We start from the raw sequence: 15,616 nt of genomic DNA on the forward strand, positions 1-15,616 counted from the left end.
ATTCACCCTAAAGTAGCGCCGACATCGGCCGACACGGTAGATTCACCAGATCGATCCGCGGGAATCCGGGTACCGCTCGCCGATGTCAGCTGTTTTTTCCCCCACCCCTGCCGACAAGGCCCGCCTGGCCGCGGCCGACCTGCCGCCGCGGGTGCGCGAACTGCTGGGCGCGTTGATCGGCCTGTGCCGGCAGACCCTGGCCGCGCCGCTGATCCTGACCGTCGAAGCGCTGGAACAGACCCTGCTGCACGACGCCGATCGCGCGCGCAATCCGCTGCAGCAGGCCGAACTGATGGCCCAGCGCGGACAACTGCATGCCTTTGCCGGTCACTTCCCCGACCGGATGCTGGATGCCGTTGCCGAGGCCTTGGCACGCCTGCGCGAGCCTGCGACTGCAGCCACCGCCGGGGCCACCCCGCCGCCGCTGCCCGGCGTGCTGGGGCTGTCGCTGGTGGCCGAGCATGACGTCGACCGCGACCTGCTGCTGACCGAGATGATCCGGCGCGAAACCCTGCGCTCGACCAATACCCTGAACCTGCTCGGGCAACGGCTGGGCGTGCTGGCGGCGGCGCCGGCATTCGAGGCCGACGCGCTGCCGCTGGCGCCGCAGGCATTGTGCGCGATGGTGCGCCGGCTCGCGGAGCAGGACACCCTCGGCGCCGACGTACAGCTGGCGCTGTATCGCAGCTTCGAGCGCCAGGTGCTGGAACGGCTGGGCGATGTGCTCGACCGCGCCAATGCGCTGCTGGCCCAGCACGGCGTTCTGCCCGGCCTGGTCTACACGCCCTACCTGGCCCGTTCGTCGAGCACGCGACGCATCATCACCCACTCCGTCGGCGGTGGCCGCGCGACGCAGCCGGCCAAGCGCGCCCCCGCAGCGCCGCTGACCGGCTGGAACGGATCGGCACCGTCGGGCTCGTGGTCGAACCTGGTGCAGGAAGCGGTCAGCGACGCCGGTGGCCGCGACACCGCCGTGCCTGGGCTCACCACCTCCACCGGCAGCGCGTTGCACGACCTGCTGCAGCAGGCCCGGCACGCCAGTACCGCGCCCACGCAGTCCGCTGCGGTACCCAGCGCCGCCGTGGATGCGGTGCTCGCTCGCCTGCAGGCCCAGTCCAGTGCCGCTACCGGCCTTGCCGACCTGCAGACTGCGGTGGTCGCCCAGCTGCGCAGCGAACACGGCGCGCAGGCCCAGCTGGGCAGCCACGACCGCGACAATCTCGACCTGCTGCGCCTGCTGATGCAGCAGGTACAGCAGCAGCAACGTCCCGACCCGGTACCGGCCGCGCTGCTGGCGCGCCTGCAGGTGCCGCTGGCGCGCGCGGCCATGGCCGACCCAGGCTTCTTCGTGCGTGACGAGCACCCCGCCCGCGAACTGCTCAACCAGATCGCCGAAGCCGGCGCCCACTGGCTCGGCGATGATGACGTCGACCCCCAACTGCTGCAGCGCATGGCGCAGAGCGTGCAGGGGCTGCTCGGCCAGGATGCGCGCACGCCCGAGGCCTTCGCTGCCGCCAATGAAGACGTGCAGCAGCACCAGCGCGCGGCCGCCCATCGCGCCGAGCTGGCCGAGCGCCGCCACGTCGAGGCCGCGCGCGGCAAGGAACGCCTGGACCTGGCACGACGCCAGGCCAGCGCACAGATCGACCAGTGCTGCGATACGCAGGCGCCGCCACGCTTCGTGCAGACCCTGCTGCGCCAGGCGTGGGCCGACGCCCTGACATTGACCCGCCTGCGCCATGGTGACGATTCACCGCAGTGGCAGGAGCGCCTGCAGCAGACCCAGCGCATCGCGGCGGTGACCGCCCAGGCCGCGGACGCTGCCGATGGCACCGACGCTGCGCTGGCCACCGAGGTGGAAGCGGCGCTGGTGCAGGTCGGCTACCACGCCGAGGAAGCTGCCGCTGTCGCGCGCCGCCTGGCCACGCCCGGCGGCGAGGACGAAAGCACATCGCGTACCGAACTCAGCGCACGCCTGAAAGCACGCGCGCGACTGGGCGAGCATGCCGGCACGTCCAGCGCAGGCGCGCCCGCCGAGCCACGCAGCAGTGCCGAAGAAGCCGCCTACCAACAGCTGTCCACCCTGCCGTTCGGCAGCTGGTTCGACATCGACACCGGCGATGGCACGCTGCGCCGCCAGCGCCTGTCGTGGTACAGCCTGCTGACCGGCAATGCGCTGATGGTCAATCCACGCGGACAGAAGATCGCCGATACCGACCTGGATACCCTCGCCCGCCAGCTCAGCGCCGGCCGCGCGCAGCTGGTCACCGAAGACAAGGGCCGCCTGGTTGATCGTGCCTGGCAGGCCAGCCTCGATGCGCTGCGTGCGCTGGCCGCTGGCCACAGCCGGAAAACCCCTGCATGAACACCCAGCCGCCACAGGACACCCGTCGCGCACCGCGCCGCCAGGTCTCGGACCTGGTGCCGGTGACCGACCAGATGCGCGACAGCGTAGTGGGCCGCCTCGGCAACGTCTCTGAAACCGGCATGCTGATGCTGGCCAGCGTGCCGTTGCGCGAGGATGCGCTGTACCAGCTGCGATTTCCGCTGCCGATGGCCGATGGCCGCCAGGAAGCCATCGACGTGGGCGTGCACCTGCTGTGGAGCGAACCGGCGCACGTGCCGGGACAGAGCTGGACCGGCTTCCGCTTCCTCACCCTGTCACGCGAACATCGGCAGCTGCTGCGCCAGTGGGTGGGCGAAGACAGCGACGAGGGACCGGTTTCGACGGCCTGAGTGCCGGTTCCGGCACAGCGGTTTTTCGCGGTATGCGGCAGAATCTAGGGCCGTTTTCCGTGTCGAGCCACCGCAATGATCCAGCAAGACCCCGGCGCCCTGTATTCCGACCACCTGGCCGTGCTGTGCCGGCGCGCCGAACAGGCGCTGGCCCGCGGCGGCTTCGATCACCTGGTGGTGCCCAGTGGCACCCTGCACTACCAGGTGTTCGACGATCGCGACTACCCGTACGCGGTGAATCCGCAGTTCAAGGCGTGGCTGCCGCTCACCCGCGTACCGAACAGCTGGATCGTGTTCACGCCCGGCAAGCGCCCGGCGGTGATCTTCCACCAGCCCTTCGATTACTGGCACGTGGTGCCGGATGCACCGAGCGGCTGGTGGGTGGAGCACTTCGACATCCACATCATCCGCACCCCCGAAGAAGCGCTGGCGCTGCTGCCGGCCGACCCGTCGCGCTGCGCGATCCTCGGCGAGCCGCAGAGCACGCTGGGTGCATTCGTGCCGAATAACCCGGCGCCGGTGGTGAACTACCTGGAATGGCACCGCGCCTACAAGACGCCGTATGAAATCGCGCTGATGCGCCAGGCGCAGGTGCTCGGCGTGCGTGGCCATCGCGCCGCCGAGGCCGCATTCCGCAATGGCGCCGACGAATTCAGCATCCACATGGCCTACTGCCAGGCCGTGGGCCAGGATGCAAATGAACTGCCGTACGGCAACATCGTCGCGCTGAACGAACACGCCGCCGTGCTGCACTACACCGAGCTGGGCCGCAAGGCGCCGCAGCCGCTGCGCAGCTTCCTGATCGATGCCGGCGCCAGCGCGCAGGGCTACGCCAGCGACATCACCCGCACCTACGCCGCGCACGGCCACGACGAGTTCGCCGCGATGATCGCCGCCGTCGATGCCGCCCAGCAGAAGATGTGTGCGGCGGTGCGCGCCGGCTTCGACTACAAGCAGCTGCACGTGGACGCGCATCTCTCGCTGATGGGCGTACTGAGGGACTTCGGCGTCATCAAGGTGTCGCCGCAGACCGCCGTGGAGACCGGCGTCAGCGCCGCGTTCTTCCCGCACGGCATCGGCCACCTGATCGGCCTGCAGGTGCACGACGTGGCCGGTTTCGCGGCCAGCGACGAAGGCGGCCGCGTCGAGCGCCCGGCGGGGCATCCCTACCTGCGCCTGACCCGCGTGCTGGAGCCGGGCATGGTGGTGACCATCGAACCGGGCCTGTACTTCATCGACATGCTGTTGAACGAAGTGAAGGACGCCGGCCATGGCGATGCGATCAACTGGGACCGCGTGGACTTCTTCCGTCCGTATGGCGGCATCCGCATCGAGGACGAAGTGCTGTGCACCGAGGGCGAGGCGGACAACCTGACGCGGCCGGAGTTTGCAGCGGCCAACGGCTGAGCCCCCTCGTGGTTGGATGCTGGATCAAAAGCCGCGCTTTGCGGGGCGGGGTGGGTTCGCGGGGGACGCCGTGAACCCATCCATGGGGGCTCGATGGCGCCATCCATGGCGCCAACGGTCCTGCAAACCCACCCCGCCCGGCCTTTGACAGTTTCCTGCGCGCGTCCAACCACGGAAAAGAAAATAGAAAAGCAAAAGCGGGTCGCTCGCTGCGCTCGCTCCGTGTCGACCAAGGTCGACACCCACCAAAAGCCGCAGTGGCCAGTAGATCCACGCCATGCGTGGATGATTCATTCGATATCTGACAGATGTGCCGACCAACGGTCGGCACCCACCAACAGCCGCAGGAACCTGTCGAAGGCGGGGCACTGTGGGTTTGCGGGGTGTGAGCCGCATGGATGCGGCGACCAAGCCCCCATGGATGGGTTTACGGCGTCCCCGCAAACCCACAGTGCCCCGCCATCCCACGGAATGCCGCTTCGGCTTTTGCACTTGCCGTTGCATCGAGCGGGTGCAGGGCTGCAAGCCCTGCCGAAACCCCTTACCCCGCCATCACCGCTTCGATCTCGTCGGCGCTGCGCGCCAGGCCTTCGGTCAACACGCGATGGCCGTCATCGGTGATCAGCACGTCATCCTCGGTGCGGATGCCGATACCGCGCCAGCGTGGCTCCACCGTCGTGTCGTCCACGCCGATGTACAACCCCGGCTCGATGGTGAACGCCATGCCCGGCTCCAGCAGGCGCGAATCACCGGCCAGGCGGTAATCGCCCACGTCGTGCACATCCAGCCCGATCCAGTGCCCGGTCTTGTGCCGGTAGAAGCGCTGGTACAGGCCTTCGGACAGGTTCTTTTCCAGGGTTCCCTTCAGCAGACCCAGCCGCAGCAGGCCCTCGGTCAGGGTCTGCACCGCCGCCAGGTGGCCGCTCTCGTACGGCACGCCCGGCTTCGCCTGCGCCAGTGCCGCGGCCTGTGCCTCACCGACCAGGTCGTGCAGCGCGCGCTGTTCGGCACTGAAGCGGCCATTCACCGGGAAGGTGCGGGTGATGTCGCTGGCGTAGCCGCGGTACTCGGCACCGGCATCGATCAGCACCAGCTCGCCATCACGCGACCGCGCGTTGTTGTCGCGGTAGTGCAGGATGCAGCCGTTGCGGCCTGCACCGACGATGCTGCAGTACGCCGGAACGGCATCATTGGCGCGGAACACGCGTTCCAGCTCGGCCTGCAGCTCGTACTCGTGGATTCCCGCCTTGGCCGCCTTCATCGCCGCCAGATGGGCGCGCACGCTGATCTGCGCGGCGTGCTGCATCAGCGCCACTTCGGCACCGGACTTGAACAGGCGCTGTTCGTGCAGCAGGTGGCCCAGCTCCAGGAACTCATGCGGCGGCTGCGCGCCATGGCGCACCTGTGAGCGCACGCGGTTGACCCAGCCGATCAGCTTCAGGTCGAAATCCGCGTCGCGGCCGAAGTGGTAGTAGACGCGCGAACGCCCTTCCAGCAGGCCCGGCAGGATGTCGTCCAGATCATCGATCGGGTAAGCGTCGTCCATGCCGAACTGCGCCACCGCGCCTTCCTGGCCGGCCCGGCTGCCGTCCCAGGCCTCGCGCTCGGCATCACGCTCGCGGCAGAACAGGATGGCCTCGCCATGGCGACGGCCGGGAATCAGCACCAGCACCGCTTCCGGCTCGGGGAAGCCACTCAGGTACTGGAAGTCCGAATCCTGCCGGAACGGATAATGGGTATCGAGGCTGCGCACCTTCTCCGCCGCAGCCGGCAGCACCAGGATCGCGTCCTCGCCGGCCATGTCCATCAGCTGGCGGCGGCGACGCTTGTACTCGCCGGCCGCGATGCCGGTGCGCTGCTTGATATCCATCAGTTCAGGCGCTGCCGATGGCGCGAGGCCAGCACCACGTCGCCGTGCAGCAGCAGCACCGCCACGCGGATGAATTCCTCGATCTCCGACAGGGCGTCGTCGTCGTCATCGCCACCGGCCTCGAAATCCTCGCTGGAGGCACGGGCCAGGCTGGCCATGTCGGTCAGCGCCTCTTCGCCCTCTTCGGACAGGGTCGGGCGACGACCGCCGCTGCCTAGGCCGAAACCGCCCAGGAACGAGCGGGTCCAGCTGAACATGGCATCGGCCTGCGCGGCCACGTCGTCGCTGTCGGTCAGCAACAGCTCGAAGGCGAAGTCGCGGTCTTCCAGCTGCTTGATGGTGACCTGCAGCAGCTGGCCCAGCACGCTGTCGGCGGCCACCGGCGACAGGTTGTCGTCGGCCAGCACGCGCGCCGGCCAGTCGTTGCCGGGGGCGCCGCCGGCGGCCAGCCAGCCGCACAGTGCGCCGTGCAGCTCGGCGGCGGTGGCGCCCAGGCCCAGTTCCTGGCTGGCGCGGTTAACGTCGTCGACGGAGGGAAGTTCAGTCATCGTGCGGCTCGTTCGGAAAGGAAACCCGGGGCGCGCCGGCGCGCCCGTGAGACCCCGTAGTGTAGCAATCCGACGGCCTCCTCCCCGTGGCCGTCCGGCCTTGCTGCGACAACGCTTGACCGCCCTTGCCCGGCTTGCCTATCGTGCCCGCATGGAACCCGCCGATCCCCTTGCCCAGCTGCAGGACTTCGCCGCCCGCGTGGAGGCGTTGCTTGAACGCAACCAGCGCCTGGCCGAGGAGAACCGCAGCCTGCGCCACCAGCAGGAACAGCTGGTGGCCGAGCGTTCCACGCTGCTGGCCAAGAACGAGCAGGCACGCTCGCGGGTGGAAGCAATGATCAGCCGGCTCAAATCCCTGGAGCAGCACACATGAGTGCCGAACCGGTCAGTGTCCGCATCCTCGATCGTGAATACACCGTGGGCGTCGGTGGCGATGAACGCGACAGCCTGATGGCCGCCGCGCGCCTGCTCGATGCCCGCATGCGCGAGATCCGCGGCAGCAACCGCATGGCCGCCGTGGACCGCGTGGCGGTACTGGCCGCGTTGAACCTGGCCCATGAACTGCAACTGCTGCGCGACGAGAACGCCCGCCAGGCAGTGGCGCTGCAGCAGACGCTGGCCGATCTGAACCGGCGCCTGGACCGCGCGATCGACGGCGGCGCCTGAAGAACGCGCACAACGCGTCTTCTCATATCTGAATTGGCACGGACTGTTGCCGACGAACGGCCTATCCAGATCCTGCGCGCTGGCTATAATGGCCACGCGTTCTCTGCGGTACTCGACGGCATGTGCAAACATTCGCCTTGTCCCTTAAGAACGACACCGGGAGCGCGACAGCGCCGGGAGTGCAGGTCCGCCTTGTAGCGGGAAGCCCGATGGTTCTCCAGCGTTCCCACTTGAGCCCCCGGGTTCAAGGTCGTTTCGCATGCATCGACATTGCGGAGAATGCAATATTCCAGCAAGGGCGGCGTCTTCGGGCGTCGCCCTTGTTCTTTGCGGCACAATGGCGGCTGATCCTTGCCGCACGCCGCCATGACCGACCCGCGCCAGGCCCTGCGCCACGACCTGCGGCAACGCCGCCGCGACCTTTCCGCCGCTGAGCGCATCGCCGCCGCCCAATCACTTGCCGATGCCCTGCTCGCATTGCCGTTCGCGCCGCGCGAAGGCGCCGTGGCCGGCTACTGGGCGCTGGACGGTGAAATCGCCCTGCACCGCTGGCAGCTGCAGTTGCCCGAAGGCCTCACCTACTGCCTGCCGGTGTTGGCCGGCGACGTGCTGCGCTTCGCACCGTGGCGCCCCGGCCAACCGCTGACCAGCAACCGTTACGGCATCCCCGAGCCCGACGTGGCGCTGGCAGACACGCTGGAACCGGCGCAGATGGCGCTGGTGGTGACCCCGCTGGTGGGCTTCGACCCGCAGTGCCGGCGGCTGGGCATGGGGGGCGGCTGGTATGATCGCAGCTTCGCCTTCCGCCATGACCGGCCGGCGCCGCCCTGGCTGGTCGGTGCGGCGTTCGCGGTGCAGCAGGTCGAGTCCTTGCCGGTGGCGTCGTGGGACGTGCCGGTGGATGCGATCTGCACCGAAGGCGGCACCCTGTTCCCCTCCGCTGCCCCCGTGAACGCATGACCGCCCGCAAGCGCTACTGGCTGATGAAGTCCGAACCGGACGCCTTCTCCATCGATGACCTGGCCAAGGTCAAGGTCGAACCCTGGAACGGGGTGCGCAACTACCAGGCGCGCAATTTCATGCGCGATGGCATGCAGGTCGGCGACGGCATCCTGTTCTATCACTCCAATACCAAGGTGCCGGGCATCGTCGGCCTGGCCACGGTGGCCAGCGCGGCCTATCCGGACGACACCCAGTTCGACCCGGCATCCGGCTACCACGACCCCAAGAGCACGCGCGAGAACCCGCGCTGGATGCTGGTGGACGTGGCCTTCGACCGCAAGCTCAAGCAGGTGATCGCGCTGGACGAGATCAAGCTGCACGCCGACGAACTCGGCGAAGGCTTCCCGCTGGTTGCCAAGGGCAATCGCCTGTCGGTGTTCCCGGTGACCGCCACGCAGTGGAAGCTGCTGCTGTCGCTGGAAAAGAAATCCTGATTCCCTGCCTGAGAGTTCTCCCATGTCCGAAGCCAAGCGCCTGGCCGCCGAGAAAGCCATCGAATACGTCGAAGACGGCATGATCGTCGGTGTCGGCACCGGGTCCACCGTGGCCTATTTCATCGATGCCCTGGCCCGCATCCAGCACCGCATCAAGGGCGCGGTGTCCAGTTCCGAGCAGAGCACCGCGCGCCTGAAGCAGCACGGCATCGAAGTGATCGAACTGAACCACAGCGGCAACCTGTCGCTGTACGTGGACGGCGCCGACGAGTGCGACCCGAACAAGTGCCTGATCAAGGGCGGTGGTGCCGCGCTGACCCGCGAGAAGATCATCGCCGAGGCCAGCGAGCGCTTCATCTGCATCGTCGACCCGAGCAAGCAGGTGCCGGTGCTGGGCGGTTTCCCGCTGCCGGTGGAAGTGATCCCGATGGCGCGCAGCCTGGTCGCCCGCCAGATCCGCGACATGACCGGCGGCCAGCCGACCTGGCGCGAAGGCGTGGTCACCGACAACGGCAACCAGATCCTGGACATCCACAACCTGCAGATCACCGATCCGGAGAAGCTGGAGCGCGAGCTCAACCAGCTGCCGGGCGTGGTCTGCGTCGGCCTGTTCGCGCGCCGTCGCGCCGACGTGGTGATCGTCGGCGGCGAGCCGCCGGTCGTGCTCTGACCCTTCCAAGGATCCTGACGATGTCGCTGTTGCGTTCGCTGCTGATGCTTCCGCTGCTGGCCCTGGCCGGCTGCGCCACCGACGCGGCCCGCCACTGGGTCGAGCTGGACGGCGCCCGCTACCAGGTCGAGCTGGCCACCAACGATGAAACCCGCGCGCGCGGGCTGATGTTCCGCGACCAGATGGCGGCCGACCACGGCATGCTGTTCGTCCACGACCGCGAAGAGATGCAGGCGTACTGGATGAAGAACACCAAGATCGCGCTGGACATCCTGTACTTCGACAACGAACGCAAACTGGTCACCCAGCAGCGCGACGTGCCGCCGTGCTCGGCCGGCGACATGTGTCCGCCGTACCCCAGCGGCGGCCCGGCGCGCTACGTGCTGGAACTCAACGCCGGCCAGGCCGAAAAGCTGAAGCTGAAGGACGGCACCGCGCTGACCTTCGGCCCGGGCATCGAGTAACAGGGTTCTGCCGGGCTGCGCCCGGCACCCGCGGTAGTGCCGGCCGCTGGCCGGCAACCCTGCAGGGGTCAGATCCCTTCCGCACGCGAAAGGGATCTGACCCCTGAATTTTTCACGCGGCACCGCTTGAAACCGTCTGCGAATGACGCCAGTCTGTGACCATGCAGGACCGGATCACACTCCCCGACTGGGATGCACTGGCCGACCTCGAAGACGAGGCGCTGCCGCTGTTGCCGACCGCGCTGCTGATCGCGCGCGATGAATACCCCGATCTGCAGCCGTCCACCTATGACGCGCTGATCCAGAGCCATGTCGACCACCTCCGCTCGGAAGTGGAGGCCATCGACAACAGCCCGTTGAAGATGGCGGCGATCAACCGCCACCTGTTCGACGAGCTGGGCTACAGCGGCGACCACGACGAGTACTACGACCCGCGCAACAGCTACCTCAACCAGGTGTTCGAGCGCCGCCTGGGCAATCCGATCTCGCTGGCCCTGGTGCAGATGGAAGTCTCGCGCCGGCTGGGTATTCCCCTTGATGGCGTATCTTTCCCCGGCCACTTCCTGGTGCGCCTGCCGGTGGATGACGGCGTGCTGGTGATGGACCCGTTCAACGGCGGCCGGCCACTGGACGTGGACGAACTGCGCGAGCGGGCCAAGTCACACCTGGGCGGGCAGATGCCCGACGACCAGGTGCTGGCGCAGATCCTCGACCCCGCGCCGGCGCGCGCGATCCTGATGCGCATGCTGCGCAACCTGCATGGCGTCTATGCCGAGGCCGGCGAATGGGACCGCGCCGCACGCAGTGCCGACCGGCTGCTCAAGCTGGCCCCGGAACAGGACGACGCCCTGCGCGACCGCGGCCTGGCCTACCTGCAGCTGGAGTACCTAGCCGGGGCCCGTCATGACCTGGGCCAGTACCTGAAGCGCAACCCCGAGGCGAGCGATGCGCAGTGGCTGCGGGACAAGCTGATCGACCTCGGCGGGCCGATGCCGCGGCTGCATTGATTCTATCAGGTGTGCGGACCAACGGTCCGCACCCACCCCAACGGTCCACACCCACTGGAAGGTCCGGTCAATCGACCTCGACCATCTCGAAATCGGCCTTGGTCACCCCGCAGTCCGGGCAGGTCCAGGTCTCGGGAATGTCCTCCCAGCGCGTGCCCGGCGCGATGCCCTCCTCCGGCAAGCCGTCCGCTTCGCTGTACAGGAAGCCGCAGACCACGCACATCCAGGTACGCAAGGTGGTGGGGGTGGCATCGCTCATCGGATAATCAGGGCTGGATTCACGGGCCGCCATTGTCCCATTGCGGTCCACTCACCGGTAGCCATCGATGACTTCAGCTTCCCCGGCGCCCCGCGGCGTCTACCTGATCACCCCGGATGAACCCGATACCGCACGCCTGCTGGTACGCACCGCGCCGCTGCTGGCCGCCGGCGCCACCTGGCTGCAGTACCGCAACAAGACCGCCAGTGACGCCCTGCGGCAGGAGCAGGCCACTGCCCTGCAGGGCCTGTGCGCTGCCCATGGCGTACCGCTGATCATCAATGACGACCCGCTGCTGGCCAAAGCAGTCGGCGCGGCCGGCGTGCATCTGGGCGGCACCGACGGCGACATCCCCAGCGCGCGTGCCCTGCTGGGGCCCGAGGCCATCATCGGCGCCTCCTGCTACGACCAGCTGGCCAATGCAGAAAAGGCCGTGGCCGCCGGCGCCAGCTATGTGGCCTTTGGCGCCTTCTTCCCCACCACCACCAAGATCACCACCAGCCGCGCCCACCCCGATCTGCTGCGGCAAAGCGCCGCACTGGGCGTGCCGCGGGTGGCGATCGGCGGGCTGACCCCGGACAATGTCGGTCCCATCATCGACGCCGGCGCCGATCTGGTCGCCGTGGTCAGCAGCGTGTTCGCCGCCGAAGACCCGGTCGCAACCCAGCACGCCCTCCTCGCCCAGTTCGCGTAACACCCAGGAAAGCCCCATGAACCACGACCAGTCCCACGCCCTGTTCTCCCGCGCCCAGCAGCTGCTGCCGGGCGGCGTCAATTCGCCGGTGCGCGCGTTCAAGTCGGTCGGCGGCGAGCCGTTCTTCGTCGAGCGCGCCGACGGCGCCTACCTGTACGACGTCGACGGCAACCGCTACATCGACTACGTCGGTTCCTGGGGCCCGATGATCGTCGGCCACAACCACCCGGCGGTGCGCCAGGCGGTGAAGAAGGCCATCGACAACGGCCTCTCGTTCGGCGCACCGTGCGCGGCCGAAGTGACCATGGCCGAGACCATCACCCGCCTGGTGCCGTCGTGCGAGATGGTGCGCATGGTCAACTCCGGCACCGAAGCCACGCTGTCGGCGATCCGCCTGGCGCGCGGCGCCACCGGCCGCAACCGCATCGTCAAGTTCGAAGGCTGCTACCACGGCCACGGCGACTCGTTCCTGGTCAAGGCCGGCAGCGGCATGCTGACCCTGGGCGTGCCGACCTCACCGGGTGTTCCGGCCGGGCTGAGCGAGCTGACCCTGACCTTGCCCTACAACGACTTCGACGCGGCCACCGCACTGTTCGAACAGCAGGGTGACGACATCGCCGGCCTGATCATCGAACCGGTGGTCGGCAACGCCAACTGCATTCCCCCGCGCGAGGGTTACCTGCAGCACCTGCGCGAACTGTGCACGAAGCATGGCGCGCTGCTGATCTTCGACGAGGTGATGACCGGCTTCCGCGTTGCCCTTGGCGGTGCGCAGGCGCACTACGGCATCACCCCGGACCTGACCACCTTCGGCAAGATCATCGGCGGCGGCATGCCGGTGGGCGCCTATGGCGGTCGCCGCGAGCTGATGCAGCAGATCGCCCCGGCCGGCCCGATCTACCAGGCTGGCACGCTGAGCGGCAACCCGGTGGCAATGGCCGCCGGCCTGGCGATGCTGGAACTTGTCCAGCAGCCGGGCTTCCATGCCGACCTCGCCGAGCGCACCGCGCGCCTGTGCGCGGGCCTTGAAGCGGCAGCCGCTGACGCTGGCGTGACGGTGACCACCACCCGCGTGGGCGCGATGTTCGGGCTGTTCTTCACCAGCGAAAAGGTGGAGACCTATGCGCAGGCCACCGCCTGCGACATCCCGGCGTTCAACCGCTTCTTCCACGCGATGCTGGAACAGGGCGTGTTCCTGGCACCATCCGCCTACGAGGCCGGTTTCCTGTCCAGCGCCCACGACGATGCCGTGATCGAGGCGACGCTGGCCGCTGCACGCGTGGCATTCAAGGCCGCCAAGGGCTGAGTGCTGCCCCGGTAGGTGCCAACCTTGGTTGGCACTGCCGCATCTGGTAGGTGCCAACCTTGGTTGGCACAGAGCAGTCGAGCATGGCTCGACTCTACAGACGGCATCAACCGAAGACGAGCTTGCCCTTCATCATCGCGAAGTGGCCGGGGAACGAGCAGAAGAAGGTGTAGTCGCCGCCCTTCTGCAGGCCCTGGGTGGAGAAGCGCACGCGCGTGGTCTCGCCACCTCCAATGACCTTGGTGTGGGCCAGCACGCGCTTGTCGGCATTCGGCAGGTAGCTGTCGGCCAGGGTCATGCGCATGCCCGCCATCGCCACCGGCTGGTAGTCGGCCGTGCGGGTCAGCACCCAGTTGTGCCCCATCGCGGTGGCGGCCAGCTTGCCGGTGTGGCGCAGGGTCAGGTCCACGGCACTGCAGTCGGCGGCAACCTTGATCTCGCGGCTGCTGAAGCTCATCTGGTCGGTGCTGTCGATGCTCACCGCACAGACCCGCGCCATCGCTGATGGCGCCAGCATCAGCGCACCCAGTCCCACTGCCACCGTCCAAGCCTTCATCGCTGCATCTCCTGCGGATTCAAGCGCCATTCTAGGCAGGCCCATGCGCTCCCGTCTGCGACCGTCTGTCGCATGCACGCTCCAGGGTTTGCGCGCATCCATGGCAATGGCATGCTCGGCCGATGCGGATCGACCTGTTGCTGCTGGATGTGGATGGCGTGCTGGTTCAGTACCAGCGCGCGCAGCGCGTGCTGCACCTGGCGCAGGCGCTGGACGTTTCCCCGCAGGCCGTGCAGGCCGCGCTGTACGACAGCGGGCTGGACGCCGCGCATGACCGTGGCGCGCTGGATGGCCCAACCTATCTGGCGCAGCTTGGCGGGCTTCTGGGCACGACGCTCGATGTGGCCGCCTGGGTGGCTGCACGGCAGGCCGCCAGCCATCCGCAGGTGGCCGTGCTGCAGCGGCTGCAGGCCCTGCAACTACCAATGGCGGTACTGACCAACAACGGCGCGCTGATGGTGCAGGCATTGCCCGCCCTGCTGCCGGACCTGTTTCCGGCGCTGCAGGACCGCGTGTTCTGCAGTGCCGATTTCGGCCTGCGCAAACCGCAGCCAAGGGTGTTCCAGCGCGTGCTCGAGGTACTGCAGGTTGCGCCTGCGCGCACCTTGTTCATCGATGATCTTTTCGCCAACGTGCGCGGCGCGCGCGCGGCCGGCCTGCACGCCGAAACGGTGCGCGACGGCCGCGGGTTGGGGAAGGTGTTGAAGCGCTACGCAATCCTGTAGAGCCGAGCATCGGCCCGGCTCTACAGCCGAGGATCAGCGCGTGGCGATGAACGCGGCAATCGCCGCGCGCAGGCGCTTCAGGCCTTCGGCCACTTCTTCGTCGGTGATGTTCAGCGACGGCACGAAGCGCAGCACGTCCGGGCCGGCCTGCAGGGTCAGCAGGCCCTGCTCGGCGGCATGGTCGAGGATGGCACCGGCCTGGCCGGCGAAGTCCTTGCTCAGCACCGCGCCCAGCATCAGGCCACGGCCACGCACCTCGCTGAACACGCCAAACTCGTCGTTGATACGGGCGAAGCCATCGCGCAGCGCCTTCGACTGGCGGCTGACGTTGGCGGCGATCTCCGCCGAGGCCAGCTTGCGCAGGGCCACACGAGCGACCGCCGCGGCCAGCGGGTTGCCACCGAAGGTGGTGCCGTGCGCGCCGAACTGCATGGTCTCGGCCACCTTCGGGCCGGCCAGCATCGCGCCGATCGGGAAACCACCGCCCAGTGCCTTGGCCAGGGTAACCATGTCCGGCACCACATCGTCCTGCCAGTGCGCGAACAGCGTGCCGGTGCGGCCCATGCCGGCCTGGATCTCGTCCAGCACCAGCAGTGCGTTGTGCTGGTCGCACAGTTCGCGCACGCGCTTGAGGAAACCGGACCTGGCCGGCATCACGCCGCCCTCGCCCTGGATCGGCTCCAGCATCACCGCTGCCACGTCACCGGCGGCCATCGCGGTTTCCAGCTGCACTTCATCGTTGAAATCGATGTAGCGGAAGCCACCGGGCAGTGGCTCGTAGCCTTCCTGGTACTTCGGCTGGGCCGTGGCGGTCACCGCGCCCATCGTGCGGCCGTGGAAGCTGCCACGGAAGGTGATGATCACCCGCTTGTCGGCCGGGCGGCCCTGGCTGGAGGCCCACTTGCGCACCATCTTGATCGCCACTTCGTTGGCTTCGGCGCCGGAATTGCACAGGAACACGCGCTCGGCGAAGCGGCTGGCCTTCACCAGCTCTTCGGCCAGGTGCAGCGGCGGTGCGCTGTAGAACACGTTGCTGGTGTGCCAGAGCTTGCCGGCCTGCTCGACCAGCGCGGCCACCAGGTCCGGGTCGTTGTGGCCCAGGCCACACACGGCGATGCCGGCGGCCAGGTCGATGAACTCACGGCCCTGGCTGTCCCACACGCGGGCGCCCTGGCCTCGCTCCAGTACCACCTGGCGGGGCTTGTAGACCGGCAGGTAGTAGTGCGAAAGGGAGATCAGCGGATCGGTCGCGGCGGTCATGGCAGTCGGCAG

General features: G+C 68.2%; 18 protein-coding genes and 1 other RNA gene. 14 read left to right on the forward strand and 5 right to left on the reverse strand.

Annotated elements, in window-relative coordinates:
* The first annotated feature begins 82 nt into the window (after nucleotides 1-82).
* The 3 genes from N7590_RS12810 to pepQ all read left to right on the forward strand — a co-directional run bounded on the left by N7590_RS12810 (nucleotide 83) and on the right by pepQ (nucleotide 4,143).
* Nucleotides 83-2,365, forward strand: a complete 2,283-nt coding sequence (locus tag N7590_RS12810) for a DUF1631 family protein (RefSeq protein ID WP_164242493.1) — start codon at nucleotides 83-85, stop codon at nucleotides 2,363-2,365.
* Nucleotides 2,362-2,736 (forward strand): PilZ domain-containing protein, encoded by a 375-nt coding sequence (locus tag N7590_RS12815; protein ID WP_053511717.1) that lies wholly within the window; start codon nucleotides 2,362-2,364, stop codon nucleotides 2,734-2,736. The genes N7590_RS12810 and N7590_RS12815 overlap by 4 nt, the downstream gene beginning before the upstream one ends.
* 75 nt (nucleotides 2,737-2,811) lie before the next feature.
* Nucleotides 2,812-4,143, forward strand: a complete 1,332-nt coding sequence (pepQ, locus tag N7590_RS12820; protein WP_164242492.1) for a Xaa-Pro dipeptidase — start codon at nucleotides 2,812-2,814, stop codon at nucleotides 4,141-4,143.
* A 541-nt stretch (nucleotides 4,144-4,684) separates the two neighbouring features.
* Here pepQ and N7590_RS12825 read toward each other — a convergent pair.
* On the reverse strand, nucleotides 4,685-6,007 hold the full coding sequence (locus N7590_RS12825) for an aminopeptidase P N-terminal domain-containing protein (RefSeq protein WP_154582916.1): 1,323 nt from the start codon (nucleotides 6,005-6,007) through the stop codon (nucleotides 4,685-4,687).
* A 5-nt stretch (nucleotides 6,008-6,012) separates the two neighbouring features.
* On the reverse strand, nucleotides 6,013-6,561 hold the full coding sequence (locus tag N7590_RS12830) for a UPF0149 family protein (protein WP_164241803.1): 549 nt from the start codon (nucleotides 6,559-6,561) through the stop codon (nucleotides 6,013-6,015).
* Nucleotides 6,562-6,712: 151 nt separating this feature from the next.
* Between N7590_RS12830 and N7590_RS12835 the strand changes: the two genes are divergently transcribed.
* The 8 genes from N7590_RS12835 (at nucleotide 6,713) to N7590_RS12870 (ending at nucleotide 10,804) form a co-directional block, all read left to right on the forward strand.
* The gene (locus N7590_RS12835) at nucleotides 6,713-6,934 is read left to right on the forward strand and encodes a TIGR02449 family protein (RefSeq protein WP_005410898.1); all 222 of its coding nucleotides are present in this window, start codon (nucleotides 6,713-6,715) and stop codon (nucleotides 6,932-6,934) included.
* Nucleotides 6,931-7,227, forward strand: a complete 297-nt coding sequence (locus N7590_RS12840; RefSeq protein WP_006467013.1) for a cell division protein ZapA — start codon at nucleotides 6,931-6,933, stop codon at nucleotides 7,225-7,227. Before N7590_RS12835 ends, N7590_RS12840 begins: the two co-directional genes overlap by 4 nt.
* Nucleotides 7,228-7,324: 97 nt before the next feature.
* A non-coding RNA gene (gene ssrS / locus N7590_RS12845) (6S RNA) lies at nucleotides 7,325-7,510 on the forward strand.
* Between the two features lie 83 nt (nucleotides 7,511-7,593).
* Nucleotides 7,594-8,187: a 5-formyltetrahydrofolate cyclo-ligase gene (locus N7590_RS12850; RefSeq protein WP_053511088.1), complete on the forward strand. Its 594-nt coding sequence runs from the start codon at nucleotides 7,594-7,596 to the stop codon at nucleotides 8,185-8,187.
* Nucleotides 8,184-8,663 carry an EVE domain-containing protein gene (locus N7590_RS12855; protein WP_053511086.1) on the forward strand — a complete coding sequence of 160 codons (480 nt, stop codon included), beginning with the start codon at nucleotides 8,184-8,186 and terminating at the stop codon, nucleotides 8,661-8,663. Before N7590_RS12850 ends, N7590_RS12855 begins: the two co-directional genes overlap by 4 nt.
* A 22-nt stretch (nucleotides 8,664-8,685) precedes the next feature.
* The gene (gene rpiA, locus N7590_RS12860) at nucleotides 8,686-9,333 is read left to right on the forward strand and encodes a ribose-5-phosphate isomerase RpiA (protein WP_006467017.1); all 648 of its coding nucleotides are present in this window, start codon (nucleotides 8,686-8,688) and stop codon (nucleotides 9,331-9,333) included.
* 20 nt (nucleotides 9,334-9,353) lie between these two features.
* Nucleotides 9,354-9,797 carry a DUF192 domain-containing protein gene (locus N7590_RS12865; protein ID WP_279935571.1) on the forward strand — a complete coding sequence of 148 codons (444 nt, stop codon included), beginning with the start codon at nucleotides 9,354-9,356 and terminating at the stop codon, nucleotides 9,795-9,797.
* A 161-nt stretch (nucleotides 9,798-9,958) separates the two neighbouring features.
* Entirely contained in the window at nucleotides 9,959-10,804 is an 846-nt protein-coding gene (locus N7590_RS12870; RefSeq protein WP_164087612.1) for a SirB1 family protein, read from the forward strand.
* A 67-nt stretch (nucleotides 10,805-10,871) separates the two neighbouring features.
* Here the strand turns inward: N7590_RS12870 and N7590_RS12875 are convergent, their stop codons facing one another.
* Complete coding sequence (locus N7590_RS12875) at nucleotides 10,872-11,096, reverse strand: rubredoxin (RefSeq protein ID WP_006467103.1); 225 nt, start codon at nucleotides 11,094-11,096, stop codon at nucleotides 10,872-10,874.
* Between the two features lie 34 nt (nucleotides 11,097-11,130).
* Between N7590_RS12875 and thiE the strand changes: the two genes are divergently transcribed.
* Nucleotides 11,131-11,757 carry a thiamine phosphate synthase gene (gene thiE / locus N7590_RS12880; protein WP_053511081.1) on the forward strand — a complete coding sequence of 209 codons (627 nt, stop codon included), beginning with the start codon at nucleotides 11,131-11,133 and terminating at the stop codon, nucleotides 11,755-11,757.
* 16 nt (nucleotides 11,758-11,773) lie between these two features.
* A complete protein-coding gene (gene hemL, locus N7590_RS12885) occupies nucleotides 11,774-13,063 on the forward strand; it encodes a glutamate-1-semialdehyde 2,1-aminomutase (RefSeq protein ID WP_164241802.1) in 1,290 nt (429 codons plus the stop codon).
* A gap of 106 nt (nucleotides 13,064-13,169) precedes the next feature.
* On the opposite strand, the gene azu is transcribed toward hemL, so the two are convergent.
* Complete coding sequence (gene azu, locus N7590_RS12890; protein WP_164241801.1) at nucleotides 13,170-13,619, reverse strand: azurin; 450 nt, start codon at nucleotides 13,617-13,619, stop codon at nucleotides 13,170-13,172.
* 122 nt (nucleotides 13,620-13,741) lie between these two features.
* Between azu and N7590_RS12895 the strand changes: the two genes are divergently transcribed.
* Nucleotides 13,742-14,344 (forward strand): HAD-IA family hydrolase, encoded by a 603-nt coding sequence (locus N7590_RS12895; protein WP_164241800.1) that lies wholly within the window; start codon nucleotides 13,742-13,744, stop codon nucleotides 14,342-14,344.
* Between the two features lie 33 nt (nucleotides 14,345-14,377).
* Here the strand turns inward: N7590_RS12895 and N7590_RS12900 are convergent, their stop codons facing one another.
* A complete protein-coding gene (locus N7590_RS12900; protein WP_164241799.1) occupies nucleotides 14,378-15,604 on the reverse strand; it encodes an acetylornithine transaminase in 1,227 nt (408 codons plus the stop codon).
* Between the last annotated feature and the right edge of the window lie 12 nt (nucleotides 15,605-15,616).

The sequence above is a fragment of the Stenotrophomonas sp. GD04024 genome, from assembly GCF_029837545.1.
Lineage (GTDB): Bacteria > Pseudomonadota > Gammaproteobacteria > Xanthomonadales > Xanthomonadaceae > Stenotrophomonas > Stenotrophomonas forensis.